Annotated in this window: 16 protein-coding genes; 8 read left to right on the top strand and 8 right to left on the bottom strand. The window is 66.5% G+C overall.

Annotated elements, in window-relative coordinates; translation table 11 throughout:
• Window positions 1–169: 169 nt before the first annotated feature.
• From OG587_RS31350 to OG587_RS31340, 3 genes are all read right to left on the bottom strand, one after another.
• Window positions 170–928 (bottom strand): endonuclease/exonuclease/phosphatase family protein, encoded by a 759-nt coding sequence (locus OG587_RS31350; protein WP_329081496.1) that lies wholly within the window; start codon window positions 926–928, stop codon window positions 170–172.
• Between the two features lie 579 nt (window positions 929–1507).
• Window positions 1508–1939, bottom strand: a complete 432-nt coding sequence (locus tag OG587_RS31345) for a hypothetical protein (protein ID WP_329081494.1) — start codon at window positions 1937–1939, stop codon at window positions 1508–1510.
• Window positions 1936–2787, bottom strand: a complete 852-nt coding sequence (locus OG587_RS31340) for an IS5 family transposase (protein ID WP_329081492.1) — start codon at window positions 2785–2787, stop codon at window positions 1936–1938. Before OG587_RS31340 ends, OG587_RS31345 begins: the two co-directional genes overlap by 4 nt.
• Before the next feature lie 337 nt (window positions 2788–3124).
• Between OG587_RS31340 and OG587_RS31335 the strand changes: the two genes are divergently transcribed.
• Together OG587_RS31335 and OG587_RS31330 are read left to right on the top strand one after the other, a co-directional pair.
• Window positions 3125–3964 (top strand): IS5 family transposase, encoded by an 840-nt coding sequence (locus OG587_RS31335; RefSeq protein WP_329081489.1) that lies wholly within the window; start codon window positions 3125–3127, stop codon window positions 3962–3964.
• Between the two features lie 469 nt (window positions 3965–4433).
• A complete protein-coding gene (locus OG587_RS31330) occupies window positions 4434–4841 on the top strand; it encodes an HIT family protein (protein ID WP_329081487.1) in 408 nt (135 codons plus the stop codon).
• Between the two features lie 737 nt (window positions 4842–5578).
• Here OG587_RS31330 and OG587_RS31325 read toward each other — a convergent pair.
• On the bottom strand, window positions 5579–8263 hold the full coding sequence (locus OG587_RS31325; protein ID WP_329081484.1) for a hypothetical protein: 2685 nt from the start codon (window positions 8261–8263) through the stop codon (window positions 5579–5581).
• A 544-nt stretch (window positions 8264–8807) separates the two neighbouring features.
• On the opposite strand from OG587_RS31325, the gene OG587_RS31320 reads away from it, so the two are divergent.
• The 4 genes from OG587_RS31320 (at window position 8808) to OG587_RS31305 (ending at window position 11782) form a co-directional block, all read left to right on the top strand.
• Window positions 8808–10307 (top strand): ISL3 family transposase, encoded by a 1500-nt coding sequence (locus tag OG587_RS31320; protein WP_329081154.1) that lies wholly within the window; start codon window positions 8808–8810, stop codon window positions 10305–10307.
• Between the two features lie 7 nt (window positions 10308–10314).
• Complete coding sequence (locus OG587_RS31315) at window positions 10315–11064, top strand: IS3 family transposase (RefSeq protein WP_329094070.1); 750 nt, start codon at window positions 10315–10317, stop codon at window positions 11062–11064.
• A 245-nt stretch (window positions 11065–11309) separates the two neighbouring features.
• Window positions 11310–11501 carry a hypothetical protein gene (locus OG587_RS31310; protein WP_329081482.1) on the top strand — a complete coding sequence of 64 codons (192 nt, stop codon included), beginning with the start codon at window positions 11310–11312 and terminating at the stop codon, window positions 11499–11501.
• A complete protein-coding gene (locus OG587_RS31305) occupies window positions 11498–11782 on the top strand; it encodes a hypothetical protein (RefSeq protein ID WP_329081480.1) in 285 nt (94 codons plus the stop codon). The genes OG587_RS31310 and OG587_RS31305 overlap by 4 nt, the downstream gene beginning before the upstream one ends.
• On the opposite strand, the gene OG587_RS31300 is transcribed toward OG587_RS31305, so the two are convergent.
• The gene (locus tag OG587_RS31300; protein ID WP_329081478.1) at window positions 11761–12021 is read right to left on the bottom strand and encodes a hypothetical protein; all 261 of its coding nucleotides are present in this window, start codon (window positions 12019–12021) and stop codon (window positions 11761–11763) included. The genes OG587_RS31305 and OG587_RS31300 overlap by 22 nt on opposite strands.
• Window positions 12022–12453: 432 nt before the next feature.
• The gene (gene sigJ, locus OG587_RS31295; protein WP_329094069.1) at window positions 12454–13350 is read right to left on the bottom strand and encodes an RNA polymerase sigma factor SigJ; all 897 of its coding nucleotides are present in this window, start codon (window positions 13348–13350) and stop codon (window positions 12454–12456) included.
• Between the two features lie 127 nt (window positions 13351–13477).
• On the opposite strand from sigJ, the gene OG587_RS31290 reads away from it, so the two are divergent.
• Window positions 13478–14641: an amidohydrolase family protein gene (locus tag OG587_RS31290; RefSeq protein ID WP_329081476.1), complete on the top strand. Its 1164-nt coding sequence runs from the start codon at window positions 13478–13480 to the stop codon at window positions 14639–14641.
• A gap of 148 nt (window positions 14642–14789) precedes the next feature.
• Here OG587_RS31290 and OG587_RS47345 read toward each other — a convergent pair whose 3' ends face one another.
• The gene (locus tag OG587_RS47345; protein WP_443075270.1) at window positions 14790–14951 is read right to left on the bottom strand and encodes a DUF4158 domain-containing protein; all 162 of its coding nucleotides are present in this window, start codon (window positions 14949–14951) and stop codon (window positions 14790–14792) included.
• Between the two features lie 626 nt (window positions 14952–15577).
• The gene (locus OG587_RS31285) at window positions 15578–15715 is read right to left on the bottom strand and encodes an excalibur calcium-binding domain-containing protein (protein WP_329081474.1); all 138 of its coding nucleotides are present in this window, start codon (window positions 15713–15715) and stop codon (window positions 15578–15580) included.
• A gap of 721 nt (window positions 15716–16436) precedes the next feature.
• On the opposite strand from OG587_RS31285, the gene OG587_RS31280 reads away from it, so the two are divergent.
• Window positions 16437–17822, top strand: coding sequence for a sensor histidine kinase (locus OG587_RS31280; RefSeq protein WP_329081472.1), 1386 nt, complete (start codon window positions 16437–16439; stop codon window positions 17820–17822).
• Window positions 17823–17979: the final 157 nt, after the last annotated feature.

The raw sequence follows: 17979 nt of genomic DNA, 5'->3' as shown, positions 1-17979 counted from the left end.
GCTGTCGGGCGGGCTGACAATCCGCCAGGCCGCCGAGAGCCTGAACGTGCCGGTGCACGGTGAGGGGAACGGGGCCGGTAAGGCGGCCGCGGCCGCGCTGCCGGCCCGCCTCGACGGCATCCCGATCAAGGTGATCGGACGGGATCTCGTCAACCGCTCTCAAGCGAGTTCAGCGGGTCATCCTCATGATGATCGGCCTGTGGTCGGACAGGGTGGCCGACAGTACGGAGCCGCCGGTGGTGGTGACTCCTTTCGTGTAGATGTAGTCGATGCGGGCGTTACCGTGGGTGGGCTTGTTCGCGTACTTGGCGCCGGTGTCCACCCAGCCCGCGCTCACGAACCGCTTCGACAATGCGTCCGTGGGCTTGGCGTTGAAGTCGCCGGTGAGGATGAGCTGGGATCTGGAGCCGAAGTAGTCCAGCACCTTTGCGGCCTGAGCCTCACGGTGGCTGACCGAGGTCTGCGACAAGCCGGGGGACAGGTGGGTGCTGAACACCGTGATCGTCGAAGTGCCGCCGAGGGCGAGCTTCGCCCCGGCCATGGAACGGTTGACGGGGCAGGTGGTGAAGTTGGTGAGCGGGAGCGTCACGCGTTCGACGATCGTGAACGAGGACAGGATCGCGTTGCCCGCCTTGCCGGGTTGCGGGTCGTCGCAGGGGCCGACGTTGTCGCCCGCGCCGAAGTGGGCGTTGGCGGTGATGTCCCAGCCGAGCTCATCGGCCAGTTGTTTCACCTGGTCGGCGTTCGGCCTGCGGTGGACCTCCTGGAGTGTGACGATGTTGGCGCCGCTGTCGCGGACCACCTTGGCGATGGCCTTCATGTCGGCGTTCTCGCCGCGGATGTTCCAGTCGAGGACGACGAGCTGTGTCGCGGCCTGGGCAGTGGCGGGTATGGCGGAGGCGGTGGCGAGCACGACCGCCGTAACCATATAAATCCCTCTTGTCACACGCATGCCCAAAGATCTTACGGATATTGGGACCGCCCGGATAGGTCTCAGTAGCCGTCGAGGGCCTGGCAGGGCTCCTCGTCTATCGGCCACCACGTGATCGGGGCGGGACGGACGTCCCATCTGCCCAGCCAGGAGAAACCGCCGCAGTTTCTCCTACTCCTCACAGCCAACTCATGACGCCGGATCACGCCAGAGATCAGGACAGACCTAGATTACTTTGAAGACACGGTCCGGCCTGACGAACCGCCACCGCGCCGATGATCACGGCAGATGTCGTCCACACAACCCGTTGCCCGATGGTCGTGATCACCTCATTCCTGCCGGGTGGTATCATGAACATCTGGACGGCCGCGCCGACCGGCACGGTTACTTTGGCGAGCACACCGATCGCTCCCGGCCGCCTGGCACATGACCCTATGGCACCCAAAATCGGCCCGAGCACAACACTCGCACCCACCAGAAGGCTCCCCACTCTGGTCGGCGTCACCAGGGGCAAAGTAACTCTGTGTGACGGCGGTAACGGTGGGCGATTCGCAGAAACGGACCGATTGTGCGAGGTCAGCGCTGTCCTCGTTCGGTGAGGATGTCTCGGCCGACTAGGCGTTTGAGCTTGGCGCGCATGCCTTCGACGTGGCGTGGCCGATCCCCGACGTTCAGAGCGCGGCATAGATCCTTGGCGCGCAGGCCACCGTCGGTGCGGGTGAAGACGGCCAGAATCTCCTGATAGGCGGGCGGCAGTGGATCGGCGGCGTCGGCGCCGGCAGTGCCGGGCTGGTCTTGCTCGTCCTGTTGCCCGGCGATCTCCAGCAGGGTCTGCCGGGTAAGCCGCAGACGGGACACCACCTGCTGGATGTCCTCCAGCCGGGCGGACAACTCGGAGATCTCGGCGCGCAGCCGGTCGACTTCGGCGTGGGCATCCTGTTCGCGTTCGTCCAGGTGCCGCAGCAGTTCATCGGGCACCACCGGTGCGGCGTTGGGGCGTGTCGTCACGCCGCCAGGCCCAGCAGCGACCTCGACCGCCAGGTCGTGGTGGCGGTGCCGGTCAGTCGGCGGGTCATGTTGTCGGCCATCGACCAGTAGACCATCGACTCGGCACTGGCGGTCAGTCGTTCGTAGTCTCGCACCAGGCGACGGTGCAGCATCAAAGTGCCGTAGACCTGCTCGACGACCCACCGCTTGGGTAACGGTGCAAAGCCTCTGGTCTGCGGGTCGCGGCGGACGGTTTCCACCTCGATGCCCAGCGCGGCTGCGTGCCGGGTGACCGCGTTCTTGAATCCCGCGTCCACCCACGCCTTGGTGACGGCGGGGTTGTCGATCGCGACCTTGTCCAGCAACTGGATGCCGATCGCGTTGTCGTGCACGCTCGCGGCGGCCACCACCACCGCGATCACCAGCCCTGTCACGTCGACGGCCAGGCCGCGCTTGCGGCCCGGACTCTTCTTGCCCGCGTCCAGCCCGGTCGTGGCGGCGGGCGCGCTGACCGAGGCGCGTACGGTCTGGGTGTCCAGGACCACCGCGGTGGGGTCCTCGCGCCGTCCGGCCTTCTCCCGGACCTGGCAGCGCAGCAGGTCGTGGATGGTCTGGTCGGTGCCGTCGTCGCGCCAGGCGGCGAAGTAGTAGTACACCGCGGTGTGTGTCGGCAGGTCGTGCGGCAGATAACGCCACTGGCAGCCGGTCCGGGCCTGGTAGAGGATCGCGTTGACGATCTCCCGCATCGCGTAGCGTCCCTGGTGTCCGCTGACCGAGGGGTGCCGCGTCTTCCACGCTGTGATCACTGGCTCGATCAGTGCCCATCGCTCGTCGGACAGGTCGCTGGGATAAGGCTTGCGCTCGCCCATGCCGCCAGTCCATCGCAGCCGTATCGGATGTCAACTCTTCGTCACGAGATCCTCACCCTGGGGGAATCTCATGCGCGGGCAAACCCTCTCAAAACTCCCTCTGAGAGGGCATTTATCTACGTTCTCTGGGGAGACGTCGCCTTTGAGGTTACTGATTTTGGGGTGCTTCGTCCTATAGAAGTGCATTTATGCGGTCCGCAGTGGCGACCGGAGCGCCCATTTGATTGTCATATGTAGCTCCGATTCCGTCTGGTTTAGAGATGGCCCAGAAACTCCCAACCCGTCGTGGGGTGTCGAGGGGCACCGCCGATCATGCATTTCATGTAAAAGTTTTGCCATGACTGAACGGAAACCATACCCCAGCGATCTATCCGATGCCCGCTGGGCCTTAATCGAGCCCACCTTAACCGCCTGGCGGCAGGCCAGACTCGATCGCCGGCCCACCGGTCAACCGGCCTCGGTCGAACTACGAGAGATCTTCAACGCGATCCTGTATATCAACCGCACGGGCATCGCCTGGAAATACCTTCCCCACGACTTCCCGTCGTACAACACCGTCTACGCCTACTATGCAGCCTGGCGCGATGAAGGAATCCTCGCACAGCTCAATTACGAGCTGACCGGGCTGGCCCGCGTCAAGGAAGGCCGCAAGGCCGAACCGACCGCGTGCGTAATCGACACCCAGAGCGTGAAGACCTCCACCAACGTACCCCTCACCAGCCAAGGAACCGACGCAGGGAAGAAGATCGTCGGCCGCAAGCGAGGCATTGCCACCGACACGCTCGGCCTTATCCTCGCCGTGGTGGTCACCGCTGCCAGCCTCTCCGACAACGCCATCGGAATACGGCTACTTGACGAGGCCAAAGACACCCACCCGGCGATATCTAAAACCTGGGTCGACACCGGATTTAAAAACGCTGTGATCGAGCATGGAGCAAAATTAGATATTGACGTCGAGGTCGTCTCCAGAAAGGCCGAGACCCGCGGCTTTCACGTCGTCAAACGCCGATGGGTTGTCGAACGCAGCCTGGGCTGGCTCATGCTGTACCGCCGATTAACCCGCGATTATGAGACCCTCCCCGCCAGCTCCCAAGCCATGATCCACATCGCATCGATCAACAACCTCACCAAGCGCATAACGGACGAGAGTACCCCAACCTGGCGAGGCACCTACTAGGACATAAGCCGCAATCTACTCAAATCAAATGCCCTCTGAGAACCAATCTCACCAAGCGGGGGCAGGCCACCGGCGTGCCCCCGCTCGAGTGTGAAATCACCGCAGGCGACCAGCAGCGGCGTGAAGACGGCAGCCGCGCGACTCGGGCACGTTATCCGGTACATGCTTAGACCAGCTCTGCCAGACATGGTGGCGATGGCCTGCGGGGACGGCAAGCGTTATCTTTGGTGACTCTCAGTCATTCAGCAAGTACTTCAAGTAGCGTAAGTGGCTACTTGACGCACAGTATCTGGGGGTCCGTACGGCATGTTGGGCAGGTCAGGTGCGGCCGAGCGGCACTACCGGGCTGAACGAGCGGTGGCCTTCCTCGTCAAGTCTGCGTGTTGAAGTTCTTGTGGCTGTCTTGCCGGCGTCCTGATGCAGAAAATGCATTTGTGTGCCAGCCGGGCGCGCTGTGATCATGCCGCTCATGAGCTGCATCTTCTGCCGTATCGTCGCCGGCACCGAGCCCTCGCAGACCATCCACGAGGACGAGCACGCCATCGCCTTCCTCAACCTCGCCCAGGCCACCAAGGGTCACGCGCTGGTCGTGCCGAGAGCGCACCACCGGGATTTGGGGGAGATCCCGGTGGAGACGGCGGCGCACGTGATGCGGGCTGCGGTCGAGGTGTCCCGACGGGTCGTCGGCGCGCTCGGGGCTCCTGGCGTGAATCTCTGGCACGCCAGCGGCGAGACGGCCTGGCAGAGCGTCTTCCACTTCCACCTCCACGTGGTGCCCCGCTTCGAGCCCACCGACCTCACGCCGCCGTGGACGGAGGTCGAGCACCCGGTCGAGTCCCTCGCGGGGCTGGCCGAAAAGATAAGGGTCTGGTGCTGAAGACGAGCACCAGTATGGGCGCCGAACTAACGATTGATCATGAAAGCGTGTGCGGGCCATGATCGGACTTGTATGAGAAAGACCGCTCCTCGGCGTCTTGCCAGTAGGCCCGGCGCTCGGGTCGGTGTCACCAGACGCAAAGTAGAGCGTCCGCGCTGGTCAGAGGGCCGGACGGCGGGTAGCCGCCGGAGCGGTTATGGCTGTGGACAACCGGGGCGGGGCAGTGGCCGAATCATGGCGTTCGGGCGTCCTAGGGCGCTGAGCTGGGCGGATGCGATTCGGAAGACCGGACAGAGCTAACGTTCTGTCCGGTCAGACCTCACGCTGAGCCACTTTGCCCCTGGTGACACCGACCCGAGCGCCGGGCCTACGCCTGGTGGTTGGCCGAGGAGGAGTGGATGCGCACCCCCGGCAAACGCCACCGCAACAACGCGATCGCCGGCCAAGGCCGCCTCATCCTGGCTGGGGCACCCTCGCACGCGAACCGGGCCCGCTACCCGCGAGACCACCGCGGCCGCGCCGACCACCAAGCCGCCCGCGCTCACCTGCGCATGCAGCGCGACGCGGCCGCTGCCAACTGCCACGAGAGTGTCAGTGGATTTGCCGTGAGAGTGTCAGCGCGCGGACGTCCGGCTCTGGTCTGTCGTGATCGCGCGGCGCCCCCGGCCCTTGCGTGAGGGGCCGGAGGCGCTGCGTACGGGGCTGTCAGATCTGGTGGAGGCTGTCAGGTCTGATCGTCAGGCCTGCTCGTGCAGCTCGGTGCGGGTGGCTTCGGCTTGTTCGGTAATGGTGGCCAGGACGGGGTCGGGGACGTGCTTGTCGCGGAAGACCTCGACGAGCTGGTCCAAGACGGCGTCGGCTTCCTTGATGTCGCCGCCGCGGGCATGAGCGCGGGCCAGGCGGCGCATGGTGGCGTTGAGGGTGATGTTGTCGACGCCCGCGTCGGTGCCCTCATCGAGGGTGGTGGCCACGACCTCGCCGAGCTGGGCGATGCTGGTGTCGGTGTCGGCGGGCCGCACGCCGATGCCGTCCTCGGTGAGGGTGAGGAAGTGGCGTCCGGCGTTGGTGCCCTTGGCCGTCAGTGCGTACACCGCCAGCGGGTGGTCGGGGTAGGTGGCGATGAGGGCGTCCAGGGCGGCGTTGCCCTCGGCCAGCTGGGGGGCGTCCGATCCCAGCAGGGCCAGCAGTGTGCCCTGCTGGGAGCCTCTCAGCAGATCGCCGGCCTTCTGGTCGGTCTCGTCGGTCGGAGCCTGAATGTCGATGGTGAGTTCGGGGGAGGTGACGGTGGAGTGGTCGGGGGCCCGGTACAGGGCGCGCAGCCGGTAGGTGCCGGGCTCGGGGAAGGTCAGGCCGCCCGCGCCGTAGCCGATGTAGGCGCTGTCGTAGAGGGCGGGGGTGTCGGCGTTCAGGGTGACGGTCTGGTCGAGACTGCCGCAGGAGCGGGCGAGGGGTCGAAACGGGCGAATCGCTCCGGCCGGGTCGGTGACCAGGATGGTCAGGCTGTCGCGGCGGGGGCTGAGGCCGGGGAAGGCCTCGGCCTGGGAGGTGCTGCCGTCCAGGGACAGTTTGATCTCGGCCACGACCGGCTCGCCGTGGGAGTAGGACTGTCGTCCCGACAGCTCCAGCTTCAGCCCCGATCGGCTCGGCGGCGGCGGCGTGAACTGCTTCAGCGCGGGGCGGTCGGCGGCGTCGGTCCCGAACTTGGAGCCGCCCGGGACGATGTCGTAGTAGAAGCCGTGGCGCAGGTGGCGCCGCTCGTTGTCGGTGAACTGGTAGGTGAAGTCCCTCCAGAAGGCCTCCTCGCCTTCTTCCCCGTCCGGTCCCTGGTAGACGTCGACGTAGTTCATCCACGACACGTCACCGGCGCCGTCGCGCGGTCCGAGTGGCTGCGGGGGGACGGCCGTGTTCTTGTCCACCGAGTGGATCAGGTTGAGGGCGTGGCCGATCTCGTGGACGTAGGTGCGGATCTCCATGCGCGTCCCGGCATATCCCTGGTCGCGGATCTCGTCGCTGAACATCGCCACCCCGTGCCGCTGGGAGTCGTCCGCGTCGTCGCTGTCGAACATGGTGCCCCGGACGCCCTTATCCACGTAGCGGGTGGCGACGAGGCTCCACAGCTTCCACTGCGTCGTGTCGCGGTGGCCGCTGAAGTTGCTGACCATCGCGGCGTGCAGTTCGGCGTCCGACCACTTCAGGTCCTGGCCCGTCTCATCGACGGGGACCTCGTTGACGGTGCCGGAGGTGCGCACCTCGATCCCGACATCGGCGTAGGCCGACTGAACGGTGACGATCTTCTTGGCCAGGCCGGGCGGGCGGGGATGAGTGGTGGTGGCGTACTGGCCGGCCGCCTGGGTGCCCGCCATGGCGTCGACCTCCCACTCGATGGTCCGCAGGAACCGGGAGACATACGAGCAGGTGTAGGTGATGGCGTTCGTCTCGTCTTCCGCGCTGCGGGTGAGGGTGGCGACGCCGCCGGGGGCGAGTTTGTCCACCTGCACCGAGATCAGCGGCGCGCTGGTGTTGAAGGCGAATTTCGCGACGCCGGTGAGGGTGGCGGGCAGCGTGAGGGGCTCGGTGCCCTCCAGGACGAAGGAGTTGCGGTAGTCGCCGTCGGTGAAGACGTCCCCCGACACCACCGGCAGCTCGCCCTCCAGATCGACGCGCAGCTCGACCCGCGTCCCGCCGGTGGTGCCGGAGAAGCGGCCAGCGGCCGGCAGGCGGAGCTTTCGGTAGTTAGCGGGCAGGGCGCCGAGTCCGGCCGCCACCTCGGCGTAGGTGCCGACCTTCACCGGGCCGGAGTCCCAGTTCATGGTCAGCGCCTTATCGCCCTTGATCAACAGCGTGTGGTACCACCCTGCCGATCCGCCGAGGAACGCGGCGTGGTCGAAGTCGCCGCTCATGTCCGCGGGAAGCTTCGACCACCCCTTCTCGGCCAGCCCGGTCAGCGGCCCGACGTAGTAGCAGCCGCGGCCCTTGGGCCCCCACTCGATGATCGCGCACTGGTTTCCCTTGAACAGCATGGTGCGGTAGGGGACGTTCGGCAGGCACATGACGGCGTCGACGTCGCTGCGGTAGTCGGCCGGGATGTGCTCCCCGAAGCCCGGCAGACCCGTGATCGGCCCCTGGTACTCCGCGCCTTTGCCCCACACCCAGTACAGGCACTGGTCCCCGGCCAGGAACACCGTCCGCTTCGGCCAGGCGTTCACCCGGACCTCGAACGCCCCGTCACTGCAGCTGGCGAACGGCTCGGGGATCGCTTTCAGCTCGTTGTCGTAGACGTTGGTGAGCAGGCCCTCGGTCTGCATCGTCGCCTGGGTGATCCGCGCGGCCCGGTCCCCTCGCACCACGATCGCCCGCCACGGATCCTCCGTCACCCCGAAGATCGCGTCGAACCCTGACGTCTTCGCCCGCATGAACCCCATCGATGCGCCTCCTGGCCGGGCCCTGAGGGCCCACGCCCGTTGACGCTAGGCAACCAAGTAGATACTCACAATAACCACAACAAGTCAGGTCAGACCGAAACAAACCGAACGAAGTTCTCATTTGATTACGGACCGCTCCATACTCATCCGCTATCGCCCGGCCAGGATCAGGCGGCCCCCACGACCTCCTTCGGCCGGTGCGAAACCGCAGGTCAATCCTCAAAAATACTGAAACCGCCGTCCCATCTCGGCCGCCACCGGGTGCCTCAGACCTGCCGCGCCACTTCCGCCCCACCGGTCACGATCAAGACCGCCGTAAACACCGCTACCAAGTGGCCTCATCTGGCCACTACCTGCACAGTAGCCATATTTCCGCATTCGACTCCGAGCGCCTTCCAGCACGTCTACGCGCCGACCTCGCGGCCAGGTCGCTGACATCTCGTGGGCCAAGGGACTGTATAAAAAACGGCTCTGGCACGAATCCGGTGGTGACGGAGTGTACGGGCTGGCAAGGTGACCTTGGTGTGCCTCGAAAGTCTTGAAGATGCTGTTCCCGCAGTTGGCCGACGTGGTCCTCGAGCAGGTGATCACAGAGCAGCAGATCGTGCGGGTACGAGCCCGAACACGATCGGTAGCAGCATCCTGCCCCGCCTGTGGAGTCCCGGCCCGGCGAGTGCACGCCTACCACACGCGGCGTCTGGCGGATGTGCCGGTCGGCAGCCACACCGTGGTCGTTGACCTGCGCGTACGCCGACTGGTGTGCGAGGCCCGCGGTTGTGTGCGGCAGACGTTTCGTGAACAGGTTCGGCAGGTGGCGGCTCGTTATGCGCGTCGTACTGTGGGGTTGGCCGCGCTGATCGTGGACCTGGCAGTGGTGCTGGCCGGTCGCGCCGGCGTGGCTGTGCTGGCCCGGCTGGCGGTGAAGGTCTCGCGGACCACGGTGCTGCGCTTGTTGATGAGCGTTCCCGCCCCCGCCGGGCCGGTGCCCGCAGTGCTGAGCGTGGACGACTTCGCGCTGCGACGAGGCAACAGCTACGCGACCTTGCTCATCGACGCGGTCACTCACCGCCGCATCGATGTGCTGCCTGACCGCAAGGCCGCCACATTGACCGCATGGTTACGCGAGCATCCCGGCGCCCAGGTCGTGTGCCGTGACGGCTCAGCCGCCTACGCCGAAGCCATCCGCCAGGGAGCACCGGACGCGGTACAGGTCAGCGACCGCTGGCATCTGTGGCACGGCCTGGCCGCCGCAGTGGAGAAGACCGTGGTCGCCCACAGCCGCTGCTGGCACACCGCAGGGCCCCGCCGCACCGGCGCGCTCACCGAACGGACCCGCCGCAAGCATGCGCAGGTCCACACCCTCCTCGGGCTGGGCCTCGGGCTGGGCGAATGCGCCCGACACCTGGGCTGGGGATTCAACACGGTCAAACGCTACGCCCGCGCCGCCTCGGCCAACGACCTCCTGCGCCCGCCCAAGTACGGCGCCACTCTGGTTGATCATCACCGCGAGCATCTGCGACGCCGCTTGGCCGAAGAGCCCGGCGTGGCGGTCACCCATCTGCTGGCCGAGATCCGCGAGCGCGGCTACACCGGCAGCGCCAACCTGCTGGTGCGCTACCTCAACCAAGGGCGCGCCGACCCCGACCGCACCCCGCCCTCACCACGCCGGCTGGTCTCCTGGCTGATGAGCCGTCCCGACGACCTGCCACCGCATCGCCGCCGCCACCTGGAGGAACTGATCCCCGCATGCCCACACCTAACGGCCCTGGCCGCGCGGGTGCGCGAGTTCGCCGCCATCCTCACCCAGCGTCGCGGTCACGACCTTGACGACTGGATCAGCACAGTACGCGCCGATGACCTGCCCGCCCTGCACAGCTTCACCCTCGGCCTGGAAAAGGACAAACAAGCCGTCATCGCCGGACTGACCCTGCCCTACAGCAACGGCCCCATGGAAGGCACCAACACCAAGGTCAAGCTCCTGAAACGCCAAATGTACGGCCGAGCCGGCTTCGCCCTACTCCGACAGCGGATCCTGCTCTCCTAGCAACGCTCTGTCACCACCGGATTCGTGCCAGAGCCGTTTAATTGACAGACCCCACCCGGATCTGCACGAGAAGGGCTGGCGGGTGTCGGCGAACACGGTCGCGGCCCGGATGGCCGAGCTTGGCCTGGTCGCCCGGGTGCGCAGAAAACCCCGATCGCTGACCCGTCAAGGGCGGCGGTCGGCGGCGCCGGATCTGGTCGGCCGCCAGTTCAGCGCCGTGGCGCCGGATGTGTTGTGGTGCGGTGATGTCACCGAGATCGTCACCGATGAGGGCAAGCTGTATCTGGCCACGGTCGAAGATCTGTTTTCGCGGCGGCTACTGGGCTACGCCATGTCGGAACATCATGATGGCGCCCTGACGGTTGCCTCGTTGCAGATGGCCGCGGTGACCCGGGGCGGCGACGTCGACGGGGTGATCTTTCACTCCGATCGTGGCAGTGAATACAGTGCCGCCCGTTTCCAGGCCGCCTGCCGGCACTGGGGCGTGACCCAGTCGATGGGCCGGGTCGGCTGCGCGCTGGACAACGCCGCCGCCGAATCGCTGAATTCCACGCTCAAGGTCGAGTTCGTCTACCGCCACCGGTTCGCCACCCGGGCCGAGGCCCGGCTGAGGATCGCCACCTGGATCGCCGATTTCTACAACACCCAACGACGCCACAGCGCCGCCGACGGGCTACCACCGATCGTCTACGAACAGCAGATCACCGCCGCCAGAGCGGCCAGCACGGCGAGGCGTCAGCAGCTCATCGCCGCATAGAAAAGTCTCCACGCTTTGAGGGGATTGCCACTCTCGATACGGGCGGCCTTCGGCCGGAAGACCGGCGCTGAGCTGGGCGGATGCGAAGGGGTGGGTTTAGTGGCGTGGGTGAGCACCCTGGGCCCCGACCAGGTGCAGGTCGACTACCGCCTCCAGGAAGGCGTCGGCTGCGGCGCCCCCGAGTTGTCGGCGGATGCGCAGCTGGGGTTCCGGGCGGGCAGATCGCCGCTCAGCGGCCGTCCCCCGTGCTGGTCGAGCCTGAGGAGATCTTCCGGCGCGAGGTCCTGGACCGTTACGCGCCGCCCGCCCCGGCTCCTGCGCGCTGGGCCAGCGAGCCCGAGCCCGAGCACCTGCCCGACATCGACTTCGCCGCCGACCGTGCCCGGCTGGTCGAGCTGATGGCCGCCCGACGCCACGAGGAGACCCAGACCCCATGACCACCCCCACCCACGATGGCCACCTGGCGCAGCTGGCCGCCGGCGATGTGGCCCGGCTCGGCGCGTCGGTCGACACCCCGAAGCCCGTTCCGCCTCGCGCGCCCGCCGGGGACGTCGACCCGGAGGTGCGTCGTGCCATGGGCGCGGCCGCGCTGGCCTTCCCCGGTCGCCGCGCCCCTGGCTACGCCCGACTCCAGGAGGCGCTGGGACACTGGACCCCGACGACCGCCTGGTGGCCCTGGCCGGCGGCTGTCAGCCCTCAGGTGTCGTCCAGCCAGTGATAGCGGTCATCCAGTATGTCCAGCACATTCGGGGGCAAGCCCGCAATCGCCGTGTCGCTCAATCCCTCACGCTCGCGCAGGTCGGCCAGGATGTCGTCCAGCACCGCCGGATCGGTTTCGCCCAGGGCCAGCGCGACGTTTCGCCGGGCGGGATCGGCTGCGATGGCGTCGATGTGCGCACTGAGATCGGGCGGTATGCCAGCCGCCCATAAGGCCTCGGAGTCCTGCTCGTTCGTCATGATGTCCTCCTTCTCCCACCTTACGAGCGGTGCGGGAGGGCGGGCTGGTCAGGCGCGCCGAGGCCGTGACCATCCGGCCGACGCCGCGGCGCGGCCCCTCGCCGGGACGGGGCGGCCAACGTACGCTAAGCCCGTTCGTGCGGGTCGGCCGTGACGGCTGGACACAGGTCCGGAGAGGCTTGGCGTACGTTCCCGTTCCATCGCACCGGCTGTGTTCGCTCTTCAGTGGCGGGCTCCTCCGTACGTTGGGTGATCGCGATGGGCCTGGACGGGAAGATCACCAACCCGGCTGCCGGGACGTCGGTTTTCCTCAGGGTGACGGGCGAGGACCACAAGGGCGGCAAGGTCGTCCGGACGGTTCAGGACGTTTACCTGCTGTTCTATCCGCCCTGTTGGGGTGTGGGCCTCGAAGCCATGGCTTCGAGGCCCTTCTCATGCCGAGATCCCGGTGAGTTTGTCCGGGTTCGTGATCGAGTAGATGCCGACAATCCGGTCGCCGTCGGGCGTGAGGTCCACCACCACCGCGGCGAGCGGGCTGTCACCGGAGAAGACCAGCGCGCACGAGTCCCCCGCCACCTGCCGGAAGCGGATGTCGAGCCCGGTGGCGGGCAACGTCGTGGCCACATCCATGAACAACGCGGCAACCGCGTCACGGCCGTGAACGGGACGCAGGCTGGTCGCTGGACCCTTACCTCCGCCGTCGGTCCACAGGGTCACCTCCGGGGCCAGCACCTCCAACAGCGCCGGAAGGTCACCACCCAGCGCCGCTGCTACGAACCGTTCGGCGACCTGGGCGTGGGCATCCGGCTCAGCCCGATGCCGGGGCCGACGCGCATGCACATGCCGCCGCGCCCGAGCGGCCAACTGACGCACCGCAGCCGGGGAACGGTCGAGGATCACCGCGATTTCCGGATGGCCGAAGCCGAACACCTCATACAGGACGAAGACCGCCCGTTCCAGGGGCGACAGGGTTTCCAGGACCACCAGAAGCGCCATGGACAGGGTTTCGGCGCGCACGACGGGGTCGTCCTCAGGGATGACCACTGGTTCAGGGAGCCATGGCCCCACGTAGGTCTCCTTCCGCCGGGTGAGGTCCGCCCGCCGGGCCAGCGACTGGTTCACCGCGATCCGCACGAGATAGGCGCGGGGATTGTCGACCGGCTGGGTACCGGGTTTGCTGTGCCGGGCTTCCCAGTTCAGCCATACCTCCTGCAGGGCGTCCTCGGTGTCGGCGACGCTGCCGAGCATGTTGTAGACCACCGAGAAGAGTAGTTCGCGGTAACCGAGGAACTGCTCGGTTACGGTGTCGTCACGTGGGGTTGTTGTCATGGCCTGTCTCCTCGCTTGTTCACCACCTAGGAGTCCTGGCACGTGTTGAGTGTGACATTTGGTTCCATGTCACACTTGTCGGTCGATCCTCCTCTTTGTTGGCGTTATCCACCCCGAGGAGAGCCTGATGCGTACGCTGATCCACGATGTCCGCCTGTTCGACGGCGAACTCACCATCCCGAAGACCGATGTTCTGATCGAGAACGACCAGATCTCCCTGGTCGGCCCTTCTCTCGATGTCCAGCCCGAAGTGTCGATCAACGGTTTGGGCCAGACCCTGCTGCCCGGCCTGATCGACGCGCACACCCACGTCTTCGACGGCAGCCTTGCCCAGGCCCTGCGATACGGGGTGACCACCGAACTCGACATGTTCTGCCTCCCGCAGATCCTCGCGGAACAGCGCCGACTGGCCGCCGAGAACGACGACGTGGCCGATTTCCGCAGTGCGGGCACCCTGGCCACCGCTCCCGGCGGCCATCCCACCCAACTGCTGGCCAGCCCCCTCCTGGACGCGCTCGGCCCTCAGGCGCTCGACTTCATCTCCGATCCCACCCAGGCCCCGGCCTTCATCCGTGCCCGGCTGGCCGAGGGAGCCGACTACCTCAAAATCGTCATCGACGACGGCACGGTGCACGGAGCCAACCTGCCGGTGATGACCCCCGAGTGCGCCACCGCCCTCACCGAAGCCGCTCACGCTGCCGGACTGCGGGTTGTCGCCCATGCCATCACCGCCGGCGAAGTGGAGATCGCCCTTGATGCCGGGGTGGACGGCCTTGCCCACGTATGGACCGACCTCGCACCCGGAGATCCGGCCTCACTCCGCCTGGCCGAGCGGGTAGCCACCCAGGGAGTCTTCGCCGTCACCACCCTCGCCTACTTCGAGGCGATCAGCGCCCACCACGTCGAGACCGCCGACTGTGCCCGCCCCGGCAGCTCGACCAACGCCGTCGGCTCATTGCAGGCTTTGCGCGAGGCGGGTGTCGCCTTGCTGGCCGGCACCGATGCCACACCGTTCGTCCCCGCCCATGGCGCCGGGATGCACCGTGAACTCCAGTTGCTCACCGAGGCCGGCCTCGGCCCCGAGGAAGTCCTGGCCGCAGCGACCAGCCGGCCCGCCCAACACTTCGGCTTGACCGATCGAGGCAGGGTGGCAGTCGGCTTGCGTGCCGATCTGCTGTTGGTGCACGGCGACCCGACCCGGGACATCACCGCCATGGCCAACACCGCCGACGTCTGGCGCCGCGGCACCCGCCAACCCGGCCACGGCCTTTCTCAGAACGCCGCCGAGTAGTCCTTCAACGCCATCGGCGGTCTTCTCGCTTCCTCTGAATCAATCAAGATCCAGTATCAGCGTGTCCAAACAACAGGGGAGGTCCCGATCTCTTCGGCCGTGTCGTCGGCGGACGCGTCGCCGCCGCCGGGATGGGTCCTCTCGTCGCTCACTTCGTCCTCATCCGTCCCCGCGACCCGCGGCACGCCCTGATCAGCCTCCTGTCCGCGTCGTCGAGGAAGAACATCCTCTCCAGCTCCACCTGCGACGGCGGCCCGCAGTACTGCCCATACCGCGCAGTCTCGTCATCACTTAAGAAATCAACAGGCATCCACGGAAAGTAGGACCAACCTCTACACACCGTCATCGAAGTGATCAAACAGTTACATTATGATCACCCAACGTACGGAGGGTCCCGCAGTCGGAGAATGAACTGCGGCCTGTGCGATGGAACGGGAACGTACGCCAAGGCCCGACACTCGGGTCCGTGTCATGGGCCGCCAACTAGTGCGTTGTCGCAGGTCACGATTAGTGACCTGCGACAACTTCGGCATGGGGTTTCGGTCTGGGCGTTCGGGGATGAGTCCGGCGTTCGCTGGGTGATAACGAGCGAGAGCCGCGTTTGCCCAGGTCGGGTTGCTTGCTAACTACTCTTATGTCCACCTGGCCGGGAGTTCCCGGTTACAGAGCGCTACTTTGCGGCCGGTGGCTTCTATCCGAGCGCCGGGCCTACAAGATCGACCCCTCCGTGACATGGCCCACATCGGAACGGTGGACGGCGATAACTCGGCCCGCTCCGGCTCGCTAACGCCGTTGGCCGTTCGGTTGTTGGTCAAGGGCCGTGACCCGGCTGCTCGGCAAGAGCATTCAGGTCACCACAAAGCGGTCATGCGGCGCCTCACCTGAGACTGATGAAAGCTCCCGCCCTCCGAGGGCGGGAGCTTTCAAGTGGTGAGGTCAGCGTTCGCAGACGACGCCGTCACCGTCACGGTCTTGGTACCAGGCGTACTCGGGATCGGTTCCGCGCCGGTAGGCCCGTATCCGGAGGAGCGGCGAGAACGACGGCGAGCAGGGAGCGCTGATGCTTAGGCTCACGGGGCTCCTTTGCGCAGGACAGAGCCTCGACCGTAGCCTTATGGATTCAATTCGGCACAGATAGTGAGCAACTTGGAATTCGTGAAAATCCTTCACGTTGATGGCCGCCACACCTTGAAAGATCTCGTCCAGGTCGACCACTAGACGACAGGTGCGTCGTCAAACCACATCGGAGTCATCGAAGAGGGTGCGACCGCGGCGATCAGCGCGGGCGAGTCGGCGAGGCTGGCCCGCCGAAATCACAGCGGTGGTAGACGATCGGCTCGGCATGAGGAGCAACAGAGTAGTGGTCAACGGCGATGTTCCTGCTGAACGTGCACGTCTCCGAGCTTGATCGACAACGGAACGGCCAGTGACGTTAACGAGCCAGCTCGGGCGGAGGCAAAGCAGCCCAGCCAGTAGACCGTCGAGGATGTGGTCGGCGTCGGCTCCGCCGATGTCGCCGCTTCCGGTAAAAAGCGGACCGCCATCGCGTCAGCCGGTACGCCGCCGTAGCTTCCGAACTCACCGACCCTGCCCATCGGCCGCGACGGCCAGGAGAGCCACCGACCAACATTTGGCTCTCGTTCTGACCTACAGAACCAGCCGTTTGCTTCTTTCGCCACGACATGGGCATTCCGTGCGTTCCAGCTGACATTTACGCGGTTTTGGTCGTGAATCTTCCCGGGAGTGGCAAGGAGTCGTCATGGGGTGCGCATCTGCTCTTGAGGGAAGGATCAAGGTGAGCACGTGGCATCGGTGCTCCATCAGGACCCGCTTCACCGTGGTGGCCAGCACCGTCATGGCGCTGATCTGCACTGTTGCCGCGGTGTTCGCCCTGGTGGCGGTGCGGAAGGCCGTCGTCGAGGATCGGACGCAACGGCTTGTTATCCACGCCGTGGATATGGCCAGACAGATACGCCAGAGCGGCGTATCCCCCCGCATGCTGTCGGACGGGCACAACGAGGCGGTTCAGGTGTTCGACCCGGCCGACACGCCGGTCGCCGCCACCCCGGGCTTCTCGGCGCGCGAGCCGCCGATAACCAACCTTCGCCCCGACGTCGACGCCTATACGGTTGTGCGATTGTGTGACCTGCACGCGTTCCCCGGCCAGTGCAAGATTGTGATCTCTTACCCCCTGCACAGGGCCGACGGCGTCTGGTTGCTCAACATGGCTGTTGCCGATGTTCCCTGGTACGTGGGCCCTCGGCTGCTGGCCTCGCTCGCCGCCGGCTGGCTCTTGCTGGTCGGGATGACCGCGGCGGGCACCTACCGGACCGTGAGCAAGACCCTGGAGCCGGTGGGCGCGATCAGCGGCAAGCTCGCCCAGATCACCGCGAGTGATCTCGGCCACCGGGTGCCGGTACCGAAGTACCGAGACGAGCTGCGCGACCTCGCCGAGATCGCGAACAAGACCCTGGACCGGGCCCAGACGGCGGTTGAGCAGCAGCTGCGGTTCGCCTCGGACGCCTCCCATGATCTGCGCAACCCGCTGGCCGCCATGCGCGTGCAGATCGATGAGGCGCTCATGTACCCGAAGGAGACCGACTGGCCGCAAACGGCGAACGCGCTGTTGGACAGTATGGAACGGCTTCAGGACCTGGTCACCGACCTGTTGCAGATCGCCCGGCTGGACGCGGGCATCAGCAGCCGGCACGATCCCGTCGACCTGACCGGCCTGGTGACGGCCGAGCTGGACCGGCGGCCACGCCGGGTGGCGGTGATCCGCCGCCTCACCCCCGGCGTGGTGATCGACGGAGAGCGGATCGGCCTGGTCCGGTTGCTGAACAATCTCCTGGACAACGCCGAACGCCACGCCGATTCCGCCATCACGGTCACTCTCACACTGGAGGCGGACACGGCGGTGCTGGAGGTGTGTGACGACGGCGAGGGCATCGCCCCCGACCAGCAGGAGGTCATCTTCCAGCGGTTCGCCCGCCTGGAGGCCTCCCGCAGAAGGGACGCCGGCGGCACGGGGCTCGGCCTGCCGATCGCCCGGCAGATCGCCGAAACCCACAACGGCACCCTCACCCTCGAAGACAGCCCCCGCGGCGCACGGTTCGTCCTGCGCCTGCCCGGCCGTGCCGCACCCCCCGCGGACCACGCTCGCACGCCGACGAAGGTATGACCTCAAAAAGCGGCGGCCGACAACGCACCCAGTGAAGGGGCCGGCCAAGGTATGCCGGAAACCTGTCACGCCGCTGGCCGTTCCGCCTTGAGCGGCAGCAGAAAAACGGACGCGCATACACCCGCCGAGGGAAGGAGCGGGCGAGAAGGTCACGACC

It is taken from the genome of Streptosporangium sp. NBC_01469 (assembly GCF_036227305.1).
Lineage (GTDB): Bacteria > Actinomycetota > Actinomycetes > Streptosporangiales > Streptosporangiaceae > Streptosporangium.
This window is presented reverse-complemented; position numbering and strand designations above follow the sequence as displayed.